Below are 17,944 nucleotides of genomic sequence, written 5' to 3' on the forward strand. Positions count from 1 at the left end.
TGTTCTTCGGCTGGCCGCTTAGTCCGCTCTGCTCGTCTTTGAATACTATCAGACAAAAAATAAATTAATTTTCTTTTTTTACTTCTCATAATTAATAAATTAGTATTAATGAAACAGATCCATTTGGGTTGTAATTTCCTGCGTCAATTCGTTCACCTGCATGAGAGCCAAACGTTTTCATGCAAGGTAGTGTTTCTCCATCATGTTCATATGTTAATTCTTTAATTTTTTTACCTGTTAGATAGTCAACTGTTAATATGTAAAAAATAGATTTTCCGTCTTTTTGATAATGAATTTTTTGAGTTGTCAAAGTATATCCAGAAGCTTTTAAATCTTGCGAACTATATCCAACAGATATTAATTGTTGCAAAGTATATCCATAAGCTTTAAAATCTTTTAAATTAAAAATACGAGATTCTAAGAAAGTTTTTTCYAAATCYTTATCAKTAATAAATAATTTCTYAAAATCCGAAATAKTTTGATAAAGTTTAGTTTTAAAAAATTTAACTTTACCATTTTTATCTATTTCTTTAAACTTTTCTTCATTATCATCAAATTCTTCAATAGAACCATCAATATTTTTACGTTTCATTAATTTTGAATTAATGGGATTATATTCCATCCAAACGCCATCTGATAAAGTTTTTTTGATTAATTTACCATGTGAACCGTACTCTTCAACATTATTATATCTATCAATTTTTTTCAACAAAAGACCATTATTTTTATCATATTCCCAAATTGTACCATCTTTATCGATTTTTTTAACTAATTTGTGAGTAAATAAATTATAATATTCTTTTTCTCCATTATCTCTTATAAACTCATAAGGAGTATTTTTTAAATGTTCATTTTCTTTTTTTAATTTTTCATTTTCCTCATGTATTTGACTATTTAATTCCCTTGCTTTTGCTTTAATATCTACTTTTTGTAATTTACGTCTTTCTTCGGTTTCTAAATGATATTTATAAGAAATCCCACCTATCCAAAACACAAAAAACAGTAATGTTCCAGTAGTAATTAAAAAAGGAATTATTTTATAATGTTTATTGCCTATTCTAAAACTTGACATTTTTAAACCTCTTTTTTATTATCAAAAAATAATTAAAGAATTTTTTTAGCATTTTCAAATACCCATAAATATAGGAAATTAATAAAAAATGATAAAACGAAACTCAATATTATTATAACCTTTTTAAACAAAAATAAAAAGAATTTTAAAACAATTGAAATAATATCTAATATTCTTAAAACAATTTTAAACAACAAATCACCTATTTTAATGAAAGAGTTTAAAAGAAAATTATTAATTTCTTTCAAAAAATAAATAACAGAGCCGCCAACAACAACACTAAAAATCAGTTTTGCTATTTCTTTTAATTTTTCCCAAAAACCTTCATCAGGGTCCATTAATTTTTGACCAGTAAGACTTGTTATAGAACTTTTAATATAACCTATAATACTACCAAAAACATCAATAAAAATTTTTAATATTTGCATTAAAAAATTAAACAAAGAACTAAATAATTTCAAAGGATAAATTAAAAATATTAATTTTTCCCATATAAAAACAATTACTGTCTTTATAATATTATAGATATTAATAAAATTAATATTCCAACCAACATTAAAATCAAATAAAAAAGATGATTTAGTAAAAAAAATACTATAAAAAATACTATATAATAAATAAAAAAAATCTTTAAAATCAAAGGAAATTAAATATTTTAAAAAATTAAAACTAAAAATCATTTTCAGTATTATCAATAGATTCCACAATTAAAGGATTTTTTATATTATTTAATTGATTTTTTAATTTTAAATTCTCTTTTAAAATTTCATCTAAATTATTATTTTCTTTATTTTCTTGATTATTATCTTTTTCATCAAAAATACCCTCAGAAAAATTAAGACCTCCATGTTCTCCAAATTCTTTAATCATTGTTTCAACATGTTTTCTATATATACCTAAGTAATTACCCATATGTGCCATTAATCTAACTAAGGCACCATATTCACTAATACTAATTTTACCTTTTTTAAGATAATGGTTTACTATATCTCGTAATTCATCACTAAAATCATATTTACTTTTCAATTCTTTAATATAAAAATAAAGCCAATAAATAAAAATACCAAAGATAAAAGAAGTAAAAGAAATAAATACTTTAGATTCAACAATATTAATAATTGTTTGTTGTATATCCATCAATTATTCCTTTCTATAAAATTATTGGATTTTAATTTTCTTTATTACTTCAACTATTTTATTATCTTTTTGAATTATTTCTAATTCTTTATTATTTTTGATAAAAAAAATTGATAGATAAAAAAATACCAATAATTGCACCCATCAAGAAACAAATAAAATTATCAAATAAATTATATTTTTTCATATATTCTCCTTTATTCTTTTTCAACCTTTTCATAATCTAATTTTTCAAAAAGCAATTTAGGCATAAAGTCAGCTATTAAACAAAATGAAAGAATACCAGTAAAAAAAATACAAATAAGAGTTGCCAAAATTTCATTATTAATTTGAAAAGATAAAAATAAACTCAAAAAACCAAATAATACAAAAAATCCAAAACTAATTAAAATCATTAAAGCCATTATTACACCAAATAAATTCAAATAAACATCATTGATATTCATTCCCAAATAACTTCCGCAACATTGACAATGTTCGTGAAATTCTTTCTTTATTTTTTGTTTTTTATCCATTTTAATTAACTCCTTAATTTTAACTTAATTTATTCATATATTCATATATTATCCTTAATGAGTGTTTTTTTAAAAAAACACTCATTTATTTAATCCATGTAATTTTAGTTGCATCAGGAACAATAAAACCAAGTTTATAAGATACAAATATAAAAATACAACCAAGAGCAATTAAACTTAATACTTGTCTTAAAGTCATTTTTTTCTCCTTTTTATTATTTAGCTATTGATAAATAACCTTTTGAAGCAAAATAAACAATCAAAGGAATAACAATGCCTAATGTAGGTAAAATCCAATATGTAAAAAACTGCCTAAAGTTAATTTATTTCTTCTAAAAGATTTTTTACTGAAATAAGAACGTCTGTAATTTCTCGCCATTTTAATCTCCTTTTTTATTATTTAATAAGAAAAATATTTTTTAGTATTTAGAAACAATAAGGAAACCAACTTAAAAGTTGGTATTTTTTTTAATGGTTCTTTAATCGCCTACAATATTCCAGGAACAGAAAAAACCTTACTTGCAAAAACTTTAGCAGGAGAAGCAGGAGTGCCTTTTTATGCTGTTTCTGGTTCTGAAATGGTAGATCCTTATTTTGGTGTAGGAGCTAAAAAGATTAGAAATTTATTTAAAGAAGTAAGAAATAATGCTCCTTGTGTTTTGTTTATTGATGAAATAGATACTATTGGTAAAAAAAGAGGTGCTATTAAAGATGATGATGGCTCTATTATTAATCAATTACTTACCGAAATGGACGGTTTTACTAAATCATTGGGAGTAATTATTATTGCTGCTACTAATAGAATAGACGTTCTAGATCCTGCCTTACTACGTCCAGGACGCTTTTATAGACAAGTAATAGTAGGATTCCCCGATTTTAAAGCAAGAGAGTCTATTTTGAAAGTACATACTAGAAATAAAAAAATAGATCCTTTAGTTGATTTGTTTTGTATTGCTAAAATGACACCTGGAATGAGTGGAGCTCAACTGGAAGCTGTTCTTAATGAAGCTTCTATTTTGACTGTTAGAAATAATAAAGATTTAATTACTAAACAATAATTAGAAGAAGCAATTGACCGTGTTTTAATGGGTCCTGCAAAAAAATCAGCGAAATACAATGAAGAAGAAAGGAAAATGGTAGCTTATCACGAAGCAGGACATGCTATTATAGGGTTGAAATTGCCTTTTTCTCAAAAGGTGCAAAAAATAACTATTATTCCGCGGGGAACTGCGGGTGGTTATAATCTATATTAACTTTAAAGTTTCCTTCTATGTTTGCTATACATAAAATTTGTATTCAAAAAACCACTTCTGATGGATCAACAACTTTGGGTTATAATTCATTGACAAATATTCAAGCACAAGGTATTTGTAAACCTATGACTTTGTTATATTGGGGTGGGGCTGCAGCTCAACAAATATTGGCTAATCAAGGCAAAATTTCAAAAGAACAAATATTTTCTGGCATTGATGATGATTATACAAATGGTATTGAAAAAAATTGATGGAAAATAATGGTTTTGACCAAGTAGATATTCAAGCATTATACAAACAAGCTTGCACCATTATAGAAAATAATAAAGAACTTTGGGGAAAAATAGCTCAAGAATTATATAATAAAAAAACTTTATATCCAAATGATATAAATAGGATTTTGCTCAATAATAAAGAGTTAGTGGATAAGTTACGTTCATATTTTTTAACTGTTTCAAAACTTTCTAACTGTTTCATTTATTTAGACAACTTAATATTTTTTAAAGAGTTTTCTTGCATTTCTAAAAGCCCATTTGCATGTTTTATTCCCTCCTACATTCATCTTTTTCTTACTTTTTTTCATTTTGCATCTGCTCAATTACCTAAATAGTTTGGTAGCTTAAATATTTATTCTATACTGGGACGAATTATTTTGACGAATAAGCCTTTTCTAAAATATGTTTTTTAAGCCATTTAATGCCGCTATATTTTTTTCTTTTGATATAATATTAATATAAAATACATATTATTAGAATAATAATATAATGCATGCAAATTTAATTTATTATTTAAAATACGTAATATATTTGACAGTAAGCTAACTTATTTCAAACAATTTTAACTTTTTCATGTATTAAATTAACTGAAATGCATTATTGAAATGCAAATATGAATTAAATCAAACTGCAAAAAAAAAATCACAAAAAAAGCCAAAGAAGCAAAAGGAGTTTTTAATGCCAGCCTTATTTCCCAAAAAAATTAAAGTTATTTATGATGGTCTCTTGCAAGGTCAAGTTTATGAAATGGCTCAAAGTCTAGACTTTTCATTTCAACATATCCAAGATGCCCTTTCCAAATTAACCGATGAAAACGTTTTTTTACTTACTCGCAGTGTGAAATTTGGACAAGTATCTGATGATGCCAAAACTTTTTTAGACAAAAACGCTACCAAAGTAATAGGTGTTGCTGTGTCTGGCAATAAAAATTGGGGCAAAAACTATGGCAAAGCAGGCGACACCATCGCTTCTACTTACAATGTGCCTTTGGTTCTCAAATTCGAAGGTTCGGGCATGCCAGAAGAAAGAGTTTTTTTAAAAAAATGGCTTGCTTGCTATTGTAACGACCAAAAATTGCCTTCTTATCAATCCCAAACGCAAGCACAACTTCAAACACTCACCCAAAAAAAAACCGTCTTGCCACCTTGGATTACACTCAACAATCAAATTATTGACGAACAAGGAAACATCAAAGACCTCAATAAAGATAAAGAAGCTTTACAAAGTTTTTTGCAAGAAGGAGTTTTGCCCAAACTAAAACGTTTTGCCACTTTGCAAGAAAAATTAACTTTTTTACAAGAAAACGAATATTATGAAAGTGCTTTTTTGCAAAAATACACCCACTCGCAAATTAAAGAAATCTACCAAATTGCCTACCAAAAGAATTTCACTTTCCCAACTTTTATGGGAGCTTTCAAATTTTACCACGATTACGCCCTTAAAACTTGTGACAAACAACACTATTTAGAAACCTACGAAGACCGCTTGTCAGTAAACGCCCTTTATCATGCCAAAGGTGACTTTGAAATTGCCAAACGCCTCATTGTATCCTTAATCAACCAAGACTTTACTCCTGCAACTCCCACTTTGCTCAACACAGGCAAAAAACATCGTGGCGAATTTGTCTCTTGCTTTTTGTTAGAAGCTGGTGACTCTTTAAACGACATTGCCCGCATTAATGAATTTTCGATGCAACTTTCCAAAATTGGCGGTGGTGTTTCGATTAACATCACTAATTTGCGTGCCAAAGGTGAATCTATCAAAGGCATCAAAGGCGTGTGTAAAGGTGTTGTAGGTGTGTGCAAATTATTAGACCACAGTTTCCGTTATGCTGATCAAATGGGACAACGTACAGGTGCTGGCGCTGTTTATTTGAACGTTTTTCACTCCGATATCATTGATTTTTTAAGTACGAAAAAATTAAGCGCTGACGAGGATGTTCGTGTCAAAACTTTATCTTTGGGCGTTGTAGTTCCTAATAAAATGATTGAACTTGCCCGCAACAAAGAAGTTATGTATACCTTTTTCCCGCACACTGTTTTCTTAGAATACGGCAAAAATTTTGCTGACATCGCAGTTGATATGGACTATTGGTACGATATTCTAGTTGCCAATCCCAAAGTGCAAAAAAAAGCCATCAATCCACGCCAACTCTTAGAACTTATTGCCCACATGCAAGGCGAATCAGGCTATCCTTACTTAATGTTTTGCGACAACACCAATCAAACAAACACTTCCGATCTGAAAGTCAAGTTTTCTAATTTATGTACTGAAATCCTCCAACCCACTATCACTTCACATTACAAAGATTACCATCAAACCCAACAAGACGAAATTGGTATGGATGTTTCATGCAATCTAGCATCAGGACACATGGGAAACATGATTACTAACAATACCATTCAAGAAACTGTTTTTATGGCGATGGAAGTAATGAACTGTGTTTCTGAAAACACTAACATTAGTTATGTGCCAGCTGTTGCCAAAGCTAATTTTCTTAACCGCAGTGTAGGTTTTGGAATTATGGGTCATCACGGTTTTTTAGCTCAAAATTACATTGCTTTTGGAAGTGAAGAAAACAAAGATTTAATTGATGTTTTTTTCAATGCCGTTAATTTTTACAGCCTTCTTCATTCTTGCAATAAAGCTAAAACCACAGGTAAAAAGTTTTATCGTTTTGAACAATCCAAATACGCTGATGGTAGTTATTTTGACAATCGCGGTGAAATTTTACCCAAAACTGCCAAAATCAAAAAAATGTTCCAAAACATCACCTTGCCCACGCAAAACGATTGGCACCAACTCAAACAAGATGTTATGCAATTTGGGCTCTACAATTCTCATCGCCTCGCAGTGGCTCCAAACGGCTCAATTGGATACATTATGGGAGCAACTCCTTCTTTGACTCCTGTAAAACAATTAGTAGAGGAACGCACCTATGGCAACTCCAAAACTTACTGTCCAATGCCTGCCTTAAAACAAGCTTCCTTTATGTACACCACTGCTTATAAAATGAACAAATACGACCTCATTGATGTTATTGCCATTGCCCAAAAGCACGTTGATCAAGGTATTTCGTTTGAACTTGGTATTACATCTGATATTACTACGCGTGAATTACAAAAATACTATCTTTATGCTCATCATAAAAAGATAAAAACCCTTTATTACACACGAACCCAAAAGCTAAAAATTGATGAATGTGAGGCTTGTGGTGTTTAAAAACACCCTATAAAACCGAATAAAAAATAATTAATGGAATAAAACTTTCATTAATACACTATATTTATAAATCTCAGGCAAGTTTGATTGCTTCTCGTACTTGGTTTTTTGTGATTTTGTTTTTGCTAAAATAAGGCTATCAAATGGATAGTCTTTTTTTATTCTTAACAAAGATTATTTCTTGCCTCAACCCCTTTTATATCAAAATAAATACCTTCATTATTTTCCAAATTACAATCCCAAATCACAACCCTTTCAATTTTATCCCAATTAATTTATACTGAAAAATTCAAAAACCCTAAAAGAAAAAAGGAGTAAATCAATGAAAACCAAAAATTCCCAACCCCACCCAACTTCTAAAAGACCTTTTCAAGGAGCTAACTGGAATGTGTTAGAAGACAAATATACCCATTTTTTTTATGAACAAAATTTAAGCCAATTTTGGCGTCCTGAAGATATCAGTTTGCAAGGTGATCTTGCTGCTTGGAGTGAACTTACCTTAGAAGAAAAAACTGCTTATTCCCGCAATCTTTTAGTTCTTACTTTTTTAGATACTTATCAAGGTGATTTGGGTATGCCTGTTATTGCTCGTTCGTTAGAAGAACATGAACACCAAAAAAAAGCTACCCTTAATTTTATGGGAGCTATGGAAAATGCAGTACATGCTAAAAGTTATTCTAATATTTTTATGAGCTATTTAACTAACAAAGAAATTAATCAACTTTTTTTGTGGGGCAACCAGCAAACAAGCCTTCAAACTATGATGCAAGTAATTGTAAAAGTTTATGAGGCTTTGGAAGACCAAATTTATTTGAAAAAACAATCCTCCTTACAATTTAGTGAATTGGAATTTAAAAAAACTCAGTGGCAAGCTATGGCAGTATCGGTTTTTTTAGAAACTTGGTTGTTTTACAGTGGTTTTTACTATTCTTTATATTTTTATGGTCAAGGTAAATTGATGCAATCAGGAGAAATTATTAATTTAATTATTCGTGATGAAAGTATTCATGGTGTTTATGTGGGGCGTCTTGCAACTGAAATTTATAAACTGTTTGATAAGCCTACCCAACAAACTTTAAAAACATGGTTAGATGATTTGATGCAACAACTCTATCAAACCCAAACTTCCTTAGTTCATGCCATTTATCATAAACTAAATTTAGAAGATGATGTTAATAAATTTGTGCGTTATAATGCCAATAAAGCTTTAATGAATTTGGGATTTGATGCTTTTTTTCCATCCGAAAATGTAAATCCTGTTATCATTAATGGACTTAATACTGAGACTAAAACTATGGATAACTTTTCTATGAAGGGAAATGGTTATCAAAAAATGCGCTCTGAGGCGTTGCAAGATGAAGATTTTTATTTTTAAGACACAATCAACAATAAACAAAAAGACTAGTTTTTAAACTAGCTTTTTTTGTTTTTAAAAACATTTATTTTTATCATAATTCCTTTCTTTTTATACTAAAATAAGTATTTTTGTGTTGAAACTTTATTTTTAGTGGTAAAATAAAATTAATTCATTGGCGTTTTTTTGGGAAGAAAAAAACATATCAATGAGGGAAAGATTAAAAAGGAGGTTATAAAACATGTTACAAGAAAATAAAACATGCGAATGTACTTAATAATTTGCTGTTTTTTTTGTTTCTTGCGTGTTTTATAATTTTGCAATTTATCATTTCTAACAAAAAATTAATTCATAATTTATTATATTTATTGTTATAAATATTTATCATTATTCTTATCCTTTATTTTGTTGCACTAATCTATCCCAAAGAAAATAACTTATTTTATTCCAAATATATAACTTTCAAATCAAACCCAAAACTAAATCATTTTCGCCATAAATTATTTTAGAAAACAAACAACTTATAAATTCTAAAAAAGAGGTATTTAATATGGGTTTTTTTGAACACTTAATTAATCCTTCTAAAAGAGTAAAAAAAATATTAAAACCACGTAATCCTGATGACGATATTACTTTTTTAGTACAAGAAAAAATTGAAGAAATTAAAAATCAAAAAAAATTACCAATTAAGTAAAAAAATCAAATTAGTAACTCATAATACTGTTTTTATTAATTTTTTTATTTTATTATGTGTTTTTGTATTTGGTATCTTATCTGCTTATCTTTTTTTCAAAACCGAATCTAATATTTATAAATATTTAGAATTTATTAAATCTTTAAAATTAAAAATTTATATTATTGATATCTCTGCATTTTGTCAATTTGTTATTGATGATTTATTAAAAGTAAATAATATAGATGCTAAAATAAAACTTTATTTTGGTATCTTAATGGTACCCTGGGGTTTGATTTTTAACAATTTCATCATTTCTTGTAGGCATTGGGTTTTATCTTTTCAATCCTTTATTAAAATTTGGGATTTCATTATTTGCTTTAGTTTCAGGTTTTATTTTTATAGGTTTTGTCCCTACTCTCTTGGAATTAAATAATGATCCTTTTTTAAAATCTTTGTCTTTGGTTTTGATAATAATCCCTATTATAGCAACTTCCTTAATTGTTGCTTTTGCCACTTATTTATATAATATTAAAAAAACTCAATTTCGTTTGCAAACCAAAATCCTTTTTATGATTTCTTTTTTTTGGTACAATATTATTAGCTTTATTTGGTTTGGGTATCAATTTACAAAATCCATGGACTATTTTTGCTTTTTTATTGTGGTCTTTTTTTAATTTAATTATAGGTATTTTAATGTGGACCATTACTTTAGAAAATCTCGATCTTTTTGTAAAAGAACAAATTCCTAAAAAATATGAATGGTTTATTATATGTCTTTTGTTTGGTAGTTTTTTTCAAATTTTTCTTTCTGTTTTTAAAATTTTAACATGCTTTGCATTTTTATTTAAAGAAAAATAACTTTTGCCACTAAAATTAAATATTTTATATTATTAAATATTTATATAAATACACTATAAACATGATATAATAAAAATAATTCATCACGATAATGTATAAAGAAATTATGGACGATTATATTATGTGTTGTGAACTAGATAATTATTTGATTGATTTATATATTTTTATAAATTCAATAAAATGGTGGTGGTTTATATGAAAGTAATCAATTTTTTTTAATTAATATTTTAATTATGCTAAATATAAAATACATAATAAAATAAAATTTAAAAAGAGGTTATATTGTTTTTATTAAAAAAACTTTATTTTAAGAAATTACAATTATTTAGTTTTTTATTTTTAATATTATTTTATTCATTTACAAGTTCTAAAGTTATGGCTTTTAATACTGATGATTATGAACCAGATTATTCTCAAAAACATAATGTACTTGATTGGCGTCATTCCGATGGGCATACTTTTTCAGATAATGCTAGAGTTTTTTATGGTCTTTCAGGAATCAAACCCATTCCTTTTCATTCATATAAAGAATTTGTAAATGCAAATCATTTAATAAAAATACTGCTTTAATAGCAAGTAATTTTGTCCCAATTCCTAGTTTTAAAAAAGTAGTTAGCTTTGGGTTTGATGCTAAAGATGAATTTTTGCCAAGTTCTAAAATTGCTATGTTTAACGATGTGCTAGATTATCATTTGAATTAAAATGTAGAACAAGGTTTTTTCTTTTTTGATCTTTCTCAATTAGACGAAATTAAACAAGTAGAACTTACTTTTTGTGATTGTCCTACAGATTCTACCCTTTTAAAAATAGCTAAAGATTTTTTTGAAGGAATAATAGATAACAATTTCGAAGTAACCCCTCAACAAATTGAGAAATTTGGCAAAGATATTGTTAAAACATTACCACATTCTATAAAAACAGAAATAGTTAAAAAAAGAATTAAAGAATATATTAAGAAAAAGATTAATCAAAAAGTAGGACATGCTATTGCTAAAACAACTTTGAAAAAAAGTACTAAAAAAGCAGTAGGTAGTTTTTGGGGCAAAGTATTTTTTCCTGAGGTTTTTGAAGCAGCTGAGGCAGCAGAAAGAAAATACAAATCTTATGCGTATATAAATAAAAAAATTATTTTTTGATATAACAAATAATTATTATAAAAAACAATTCGATTTTCAGTTCATTTTCCTTCTGAAGATGTTATAGAAGTTTATGAATTATTTTTAGATAATAACAAAAGATCTTATAGGTTAGTCCAAAAAAGTGAAATTTCTAATTCTTCGCATGTTTTAATTAATATTTTAAAACCTAAACACAGGTTCGGTCCTCAATATTTAAATCTTTATTGTGGTAAAAGAACAAACTAAAATTATAAGGAGGATTGATAAATATGAAGTTCTTAGATTTCATTTTTGATAATCCTGAGTATTTTAATAAATTGTTAAAAAAATCTCATAATCATAAAAATCAAAAAATAAATAAATTAATGCAAAAACATGTTTCTAATAAAACTGATAAAATAGTTTCTTATAAGATGGTTTTTATAAATTTTTTTATCCTTAATTTATTTTGTTTACTATCAGGATTAATTATTTATCAGTTATTAAGCCACTATCACAGTACATTATATTCTTTTTTACAAACCAAAATAACAAATATAAAGGAATTGATTTTATTTTTAATTGGCTTTAAATTAATCATTATTTGATATGTTGTTTTTATAAATTAAGTCTTTATTATTGGAATTGTTTTTTGCCGATAGCTCTTCATTTGATGGTTATATTAGTGGGTTTTTTTGTATGCTGCTTTATTTTGCTTTTACCGCTTTTATGGGAAACAATATTTGAACTTTTCCCCTTTTATTCAACATTTAATTCCTTTAATATCTTTGTTAATTACTATTTTGATTTTAGTTTTTATTACTGTTTTATATAAAATAAATAAAATTAAAGTTTATCATGGATTCATTAAAGTTTTAAAAATATTTTTTCTTATTAGTTTTATTGGTGAAATTATTTGTTTTTCTTTATACTGCTATCATAATTATTTTTCTAACTTTTTTTCTTATTATCCTTATATTTTTATCCTTAATAACTTTTATCATAGGTATTTTAAGATGGGTTTATGTTTTACATCAATTAGATAACTTTGCTAAAATAAAGTGCTTGCCAAAGAATGCGAATGGATTTTAGTTAATTTTTTATGGCTTTCTAGTATGTAAGTATTTTGTAGTATATTTGAACTTTTTATATATGTTATTACTTATTTAGGTAATATAAAAAATGATAAAAGATAAAAATTTAAGTATTTATATTAAATTGGAAAGAGGTATTTAATATTATTATAATTATTTTTTCGTTTATTTAAGGGTAAAAAATAAATTCATTAACTACAAATAAAACATAATTCATAATTATAACCTCAAACTATTTACTTAGTTTGAGTTTTTTATATCTTACAATAATTATTAAAAAACAAACTTATGTTTTACAATCAATTAATAGTTTAAAGAAATGTTTGAAAGAAACCCAAAAACAAGAACAAAAGGGAAAAAGATTAATTGAAATTCAAATTTTTGAATGATCTAGATTAGTTGGCAGCATTTCTTATTTGTTTGCTCTTTTTTTATTTTATTATGGTATAAATAAAGAATTAGGTTAATTATATTAATTATATAAAATATTTAATATTATTGTGTGTTTCTTTCCTTTTTTAATATCTAGTTTATTAATAGATTATAGAACTTTTAATATTTTTTTAATATGTTAGTTAATTTTGTTTATAATATAAAGAACAAAAGAAAAAACCTCACTGAACCCCAAACACTTATAATTAAATATTTTTTAGATATTTTGCTATTTTTATAATTAAAAAATGTTATAATACAAATGTAAAAAACCCTTTTATTTAAAGTGTTAAAAGTTGGTTTTTTATTGGTTGATCTTTTGATTTTAAAGTATTGTTTTGTGTTTTTCTTTTTGAGTTTTGCAATAATTTAATTTCAAACCATTTAAAAAAACATCCCATTTTTGATTTTTCAAATTATTTTTTCATATTTGTTATTTATTAAAATTGTTTTATAAAAATATTAAAATCTAAAATTTTAAAGAGTTTTGAATCCTTTTTTTGACTTTTGTTATGCCTTTATTTTGATACAATAACTAAAATAATTACAAAACCTATCTTTAATTTTTTATTAAAAAGGAGTTTTGAAATGATAGAAAATTATAATTTTACCTCTAAATCTTTGAAATTTGCTAAAGGTTTTAAAGCTTTTATTGCTCGTGGTAATGTCATTAATTTAGCTGTTGCAGTTGTAATAGGACAACTTTTTGCCAAAATTGTAAGTTCTTTGGTAGCAGATATTATTATGCCTCTTTTTTCTTTGTTGTTTAATTATACTGGGGCTTTAAAAGATTTGAAATTGGAAATTAAAGCTAATACTTATCTTGGTTATGGTAATTTTTTGCAAACTATTTTAGAGTTTTTGTTGCTTTCTTTTATTATTTATACTATTTTAACTTTAATGTCATGGAAAAATCCTTTGCAAAAGAATAAAGTCGATAAGAATATGTTACTTTTACAACAAAGTCTTGATAAAGAAATTGCTTTATTAGAAGAAATTAAAGATATTTTGAAATCAAATAAGTAATTGCAAGTTAGTATTAACAATAAATATTATTTAGTTGTTATTAAAATAATTATAAGGGACTATTTTTAATAGTCTTTTTTTATTACGTTTTATTTTTTTTATTTTAATTTATATTTTCACCCTTTTTATCTTTATTTTTGACCATTATTACTTGAAAGAAATTGCAACAAAAAAATTAACCATATAAACAAAGGAATTGTGAGTTTAGACTAATGAAAATTATTTGGAAATATTTATTCAAATACAAAATGTTGCTGTTATTAAATTTAATTGCTGTTTTGTTTGTTTGTTGTAGTGAATTGGGAATTCCTTTTATAATTGGTAAATTTATTATTGATTATAATAAAAATCAAATTGATCCTTTCGCACTTTTAGGGCTTTTAGCTTTATGTGCTTGTTGTGGTTTTATAGGAAATCTAATTCTTAATTATTGTGCTTCCAAAGTATCATCCTTGCTTTTTCAAGATTTAAGCGTCGATATTTTTAAAAAAGTACAAACTTTTTCACCCACTGAGATGAAACAATTAGGGATTTCTTCTATCCTTAACTATACTACTTTGGATGTTTTTCAAATAATGAATTTCATTTCTGTTTTTTACCGTACTGCTATTGTGTCTCCTATTATGCTTGTAGTTAGTGTTGTTGCTATTTTTTATGTAGCTTCTTTTTTGCTTTTAGGAATCCTTTTTGTTGCTCCTTTTTTAGTTTTAACCTTATTTATTATTCTTAAAAAATCTTATATTTTATCACAGCAACAACAAAAAAAATTAGATGAATTAAATGTTATTACTCGCGAAAATTTAATTGGGATTAAATCTATTCGTGCTTTTCGCCAAAGTCAATATGAAACTTCTCGTTTTTCTAAAGTAAATCATAAATATAGTTTTTTTTCTATTAAATTATTTAATTTTATGGTTTCTATTGATCCTATCTTTTATTTGTTTTTAAATTGTTCTATTTTGATTAATGTTGGAGTAGGAGTATATTATTTAACTCAAAGTCATCCTGATTTTACTACGGGAAAACTTCTTTCATGTATTGATTATCAATTTCATGTTTTATTTGCTATTTTAGATTTTTTATTACTCTTTATGATGTTTCCTAAAACTTTGGTATCTGTTAGAAGAATTGAAAATGTTTTAAATATTACCCCTAAAATTAAAAATGTTTGTAAACCTTTAAAACCGCAAATGCCTTTTCAAACTTTGTCTTTTGAAAATGTCACTTTTACTTATCCTGATGCTACACAACCCATGTTAGAAAAGATTAATTTTAGTATGAAACAAGGACAAATTGTAGCTTTTGTAGGTGCTACTGGTTCAGGAAAATCAACCCTAATAGGGCTTATTCCTCGCCTTTATGATGTGTGCGAAGGTGCTATTAAAATTAATGATATTGATATTAAAGAATATGATCTTAATTATTTGCGTAATAAAATTAGTTTTATTTCTCAAAAAAATGTTTTATTTAAAGGAACTATTAGAAGTAATTTAGCTTTTGGCAAACAAAATCCTCAAGAAAATCAAATGACAGAAGCATTGCAACTTGCTCAAGCTTATCAAATTGTACAAAATAAAAATCATAAATTTAATGAAAGAGTAAGTGAATTGGGTACTAATTTTTCAGGGGGTCAAAAACAAAGGCTTTCTATGGCAAGAGGATTTCTTAAAAAACCTGATATCTATATTTTTGATGATTCTTTTTCAGCTCTTGATTATAAAACTGAATATGAAATTAGAAAAGCTTTTTTTGAAATGAAAGATCAAGCCTTAGTGTTAATTGTTGCTCAAAGACTTACTTCTGTTATTAATGCTGATAAAATTATTGTTTTAGAAGAAGGAAAAATGAAAGCTATAGGAACTCATCAAGAATTAATGAAAAATTGTCTTCTTTATCAAGAAATTGCCAAATCCCAAAATTTAGAGGTTGTTGTATGAAAAGAATTTTGAGATATTTAAAACCTTTTAAAAAACAAATTAATTTAGGGCTTTTCTTAATTTTTGTAGCTTCCCTTTTTAATGTTTTTTTATTTTATTTTGAAGGTAGATTTATTACTGATAAAATTCAAAATTATTATAAAGATAAAAATTCCTTTTCTGTTCCTTTTTTTGGCAATGATATTATGTCTTATATTATCTTTATTTTATGTATTAATTTATTTTTATATTTTGTTGTTGTTATGTGTCGTGTCTTTTTTAATAAAATGTTAATTTCATCTATTCATCAAGGGATGAGAGATTTGCGTCAAGATGTGCAAAAAAAAATTCATCTTTTACCTATTAAATACTTTGATTCTAATACTTTAGGAAATATTATGAGTCGGATGACAAATGATATTGAAGTTATTTCTAATGCCTTGCAACAATCTTTTTCTATTATGTTAGCTTCTTTTTTAATGATTGTAATGATTGTTTTTTTTATGTTTGTTTTACATCTTTTTTTAGGTATTATTGTCTTTATGATGATTCCTTTTTCCTTTTATGCTATTTATAAAGTGTTTACTAAATCACAGAAAATCTTTATTCAAAGGTTTGATGCATCAGGGAATCATCATGGTTTTTTACAAGAAAAATATACTGGATATAAAGAAATTATTTTATATAATCAACAAAATACAGTTATTGAAGAGTTTAGTTATCAAAGTAAGTATTTAGAAAAGTTAGTTTCGAAATCTAATTTTTTGTCTGGATTAACTTCGCCAATTGTATGTTTGTTTACTCATTTTACTTTAATTGCAGTTAGTATGATGGGATTTTTTTTGATTGAAGGACATAATATACCTCTTTTTTTAACTAAATTAGGAGTAGGAGTTATTGGAATAGGACTTTTTAGATGTTTTTTACAATTTGTGTGGCGTTTAGGAAATCCCATTATTGAAATAGGTCATATGTCAGTTTTATTACAATCTGCTAATGCTGCTTCTAGAAGAGTATTTGCTTTTTTAAATGAAATTGAAGAAGCTCCTGAAGTGCTAAAACCTCAAGTTATTGCCAATCCTCAAGGAGAAGTTGTTTTTGAAAACGTCTCTTTTGGTTATAATAAAAGAGATATGTTATTAAGGAATATTAATTTTGTTGCCAAGCCAGGACAAACCATAGCTATTGTAGGTCCTACAGGTTCAGGTAAATCTACTTTAATTAATCTTTTAATGCGTTTTTATGATATTAATGCAGGGTCTATTAAAGTTGATGGAGTTGATATTCGTGAGTTAAAGAAAGATAATTTAAGAACTATTTTTGGAATGGTATTACAAGATACTTGGTTTTTTAAAGATACTATTTGGCAAAATATTAAATATGGTAAACAAGATGCAACCGATGAAGAAGTAATACAAGCAGCCAAACAAGCTCAAGTTAATTATTTTATTAATACTAAGCCTAATGGTTATCAGATGCAAATTAATGAAGAAGCAGATAACTTATCACAAGGAGAAAAACAATTAATTACTATTGCAAGGACTATTTTAAGTAATCCTAAAATATTAATTTTGGATGAGGCTACTTCTAATGTAGATACTAGAATTGAAATTTTGTTACAACAAGCCATTCAAAAGTTAATTCAAAATAAAACTGCTTTTGTTATTGCTCATAGATTGTCTACTATTGTTAATGCTGATAAGATATTAGTGCTTCATAGAGGGGCTATTATTGAACAAGGAACACATCAAGAATTATTAAATTATAAAGGATTTTATTATAAACTATATCAAAGTCAATTTCAAAAATAAGATATAATATTAATATTAAATATAAAGACCAACTATAAAAATAGTTGGTCTTTTCCTTATTTGTAAGTTATTATTTTATTATTTAAAGATTGTTTATTGGTGTTGTTGGTTTTAGGTGATATGTTATAATAAAAATAATCAATTGCGATAATGTATAAAAAAATTATGGGAGATTATATTTGTGTTGTAAACTGGATAATTATTTG

The 17,944-nt window shown here is 25.9% G+C and carries 18 protein-coding genes; 12 read left to right on the forward strand and 6 right to left on the reverse strand.

Annotated elements, in window-relative coordinates; genetic code table 11:
- Window positions 1–91: 91 nt before the first annotated feature.
- From BHE82_RS00120 to BHE82_RS00135, 4 genes are all read right to left on the reverse strand, one after another.
- Window positions 92–1,072: a DUF2963 domain-containing protein gene (locus BHE82_RS00120; RefSeq protein ID WP_071345299.1), complete on the reverse strand. Its 981-nt coding sequence runs from the start codon at window positions 1,070–1,072 to the stop codon at window positions 92–94.
- Window positions 1,073–1,104: 32 nt separating this feature from the next.
- Window positions 1,105–1,767 carry a hypothetical protein gene (locus BHE82_RS00125; RefSeq protein ID WP_257608356.1) on the reverse strand — a complete coding sequence of 221 codons (663 nt, stop codon included), beginning with the start codon at window positions 1,765–1,767 and terminating at the stop codon, window positions 1,105–1,107.
- A complete protein-coding gene (locus BHE82_RS00130; RefSeq protein WP_257608357.1) occupies window positions 1,742–2,209 on the reverse strand; it encodes a hypothetical protein in 468 nt (155 codons plus the stop codon). The genes BHE82_RS00125 and BHE82_RS00130 overlap by 26 nt, the downstream gene beginning before the upstream one ends.
- Before the next feature lie 197 nt (window positions 2,210–2,406).
- Window positions 2,407–2,724: a hypothetical protein gene (locus BHE82_RS00135; protein WP_071345302.1), complete on the reverse strand. Its 318-nt coding sequence runs from the start codon at window positions 2,722–2,724 to the stop codon at window positions 2,407–2,409.
- Window positions 2,725–3,218: 494 nt separating this feature from the next.
- On the opposite strand from BHE82_RS00135, the gene BHE82_RS00140 reads away from it, so the two are divergent.
- The 7 genes from BHE82_RS00140 to BHE82_RS03160 all read left to right on the forward strand — a co-directional run bounded on the left by BHE82_RS00140 (window position 3,219) and on the right by BHE82_RS03160 (window position 9,522).
- On the forward strand, window positions 3,219–3,782 hold the full coding sequence (locus BHE82_RS00140) for an AAA family ATPase (protein ID WP_257608370.1): 564 nt from the start codon (window positions 3,219–3,221) through the stop codon (window positions 3,780–3,782).
- A gap of 27 nt (window positions 3,783–3,809) precedes the next feature.
- Window positions 3,810–3,977 (forward strand): hypothetical protein, encoded by a 168-nt coding sequence (locus BHE82_RS03325; RefSeq protein WP_257608358.1) that lies wholly within the window; start codon window positions 3,810–3,812, stop codon window positions 3,975–3,977.
- 17 nt (window positions 3,978–3,994) lie between these two features.
- On the forward strand, window positions 3,995–4,228 hold the full coding sequence (locus BHE82_RS00145) for a hypothetical protein (protein ID WP_071345303.1): 234 nt from the start codon (window positions 3,995–3,997) through the stop codon (window positions 4,226–4,228).
- Entirely contained in the window at window positions 4,228–4,587 is a 360-nt protein-coding gene (locus BHE82_RS00150; protein WP_071345304.1) for a hypothetical protein, read from the forward strand. Before BHE82_RS00145 ends, BHE82_RS00150 begins: the two co-directional genes overlap by 1 nt.
- Before the next feature lie 343 nt (window positions 4,588–4,930).
- On the forward strand, window positions 4,931–7,474 hold the full coding sequence (gene nrdE, locus BHE82_RS00155; protein ID WP_071345305.1) for a class 1b ribonucleoside-diphosphate reductase subunit alpha: 2,544 nt from the start codon (window positions 4,931–4,933) through the stop codon (window positions 7,472–7,474).
- Window positions 7,475–7,796: 322 nt separating this feature from the next.
- Complete coding sequence (nrdF, locus tag BHE82_RS00160) at window positions 7,797–8,849, forward strand: class 1b ribonucleoside-diphosphate reductase subunit beta (RefSeq protein ID WP_071345306.1); 1,053 nt, start codon at window positions 7,797–7,799, stop codon at window positions 8,847–8,849.
- 529 nt (window positions 8,850–9,378) lie between these two features.
- Entirely contained in the window at window positions 9,379–9,522 is a 144-nt protein-coding gene (locus tag BHE82_RS03160) for a hypothetical protein (protein ID WP_180365469.1), read from the forward strand.
- Between the two features lie 313 nt (window positions 9,523–9,835).
- On the opposite strand, the gene BHE82_RS03090 is transcribed toward BHE82_RS03160, so the two are convergent.
- On the reverse strand, window positions 9,836–10,018 hold the full coding sequence (locus tag BHE82_RS03090) for a hypothetical protein (RefSeq protein ID WP_130427320.1): 183 nt from the start codon (window positions 10,016–10,018) through the stop codon (window positions 9,836–9,838).
- A gap of 719 nt (window positions 10,019–10,737) precedes the next feature.
- Between BHE82_RS03090 and BHE82_RS00180 the strand changes: the two genes are divergently transcribed.
- Window positions 10,738–10,932, forward strand: coding sequence for a hypothetical protein (locus BHE82_RS00180; RefSeq protein ID WP_143549413.1), 195 nt, complete (start codon window positions 10,738–10,740; stop codon window positions 10,930–10,932).
- Window positions 10,933–11,329: 397 nt separating this feature from the next.
- On the opposite strand, the gene BHE82_RS03330 is transcribed toward BHE82_RS00180, so the two are convergent.
- A complete protein-coding gene (locus tag BHE82_RS03330; protein WP_257608359.1) occupies window positions 11,330–11,461 on the reverse strand; it encodes a hypothetical protein in 132 nt (43 codons plus the stop codon).
- Between the two features lie 288 nt (window positions 11,462–11,749).
- On the opposite strand from BHE82_RS03330, the gene BHE82_RS00185 reads away from it, so the two are divergent.
- From BHE82_RS00185 to BHE82_RS00205, 4 genes are all read left to right on the forward strand, one after another.
- Window positions 11,750–12,067 carry a hypothetical protein gene (locus BHE82_RS00185; protein WP_071345311.1) on the forward strand — a complete coding sequence of 106 codons (318 nt, stop codon included), beginning with the start codon at window positions 11,750–11,752 and terminating at the stop codon, window positions 12,065–12,067.
- A 1,506-nt stretch (window positions 12,068–13,573) separates the two neighbouring features.
- Complete coding sequence (mscL, locus tag BHE82_RS00195) at window positions 13,574–14,011, forward strand: large conductance mechanosensitive channel protein MscL (RefSeq protein ID WP_071345313.1); 438 nt, start codon at window positions 13,574–13,576, stop codon at window positions 14,009–14,011.
- Between the two features lie 212 nt (window positions 14,012–14,223).
- Complete coding sequence (locus BHE82_RS00200; RefSeq protein WP_071345314.1) at window positions 14,224–15,948, forward strand: ABC transporter ATP-binding protein; 1,725 nt, start codon at window positions 14,224–14,226, stop codon at window positions 15,946–15,948.
- Window positions 15,945–17,738: an ABC transporter ATP-binding protein gene (locus BHE82_RS00205; protein WP_071345315.1), complete on the forward strand. Its 1,794-nt coding sequence runs from the start codon at window positions 15,945–15,947 to the stop codon at window positions 17,736–17,738. The genes BHE82_RS00200 and BHE82_RS00205 overlap by 4 nt, the downstream gene beginning before the upstream one ends.
- Window positions 17,739–17,944: the final 206 nt, after the last annotated feature.

Origin of the sequence: Rice orange leaf phytoplasma (genome assembly GCF_001866375.1) — a bacterium.
Taxonomy (GTDB): Bacteria; Bacillota_I; Bacilli_A; order Acholeplasmatales; family Acholeplasmataceae; genus Phytoplasma; species Phytoplasma asteris.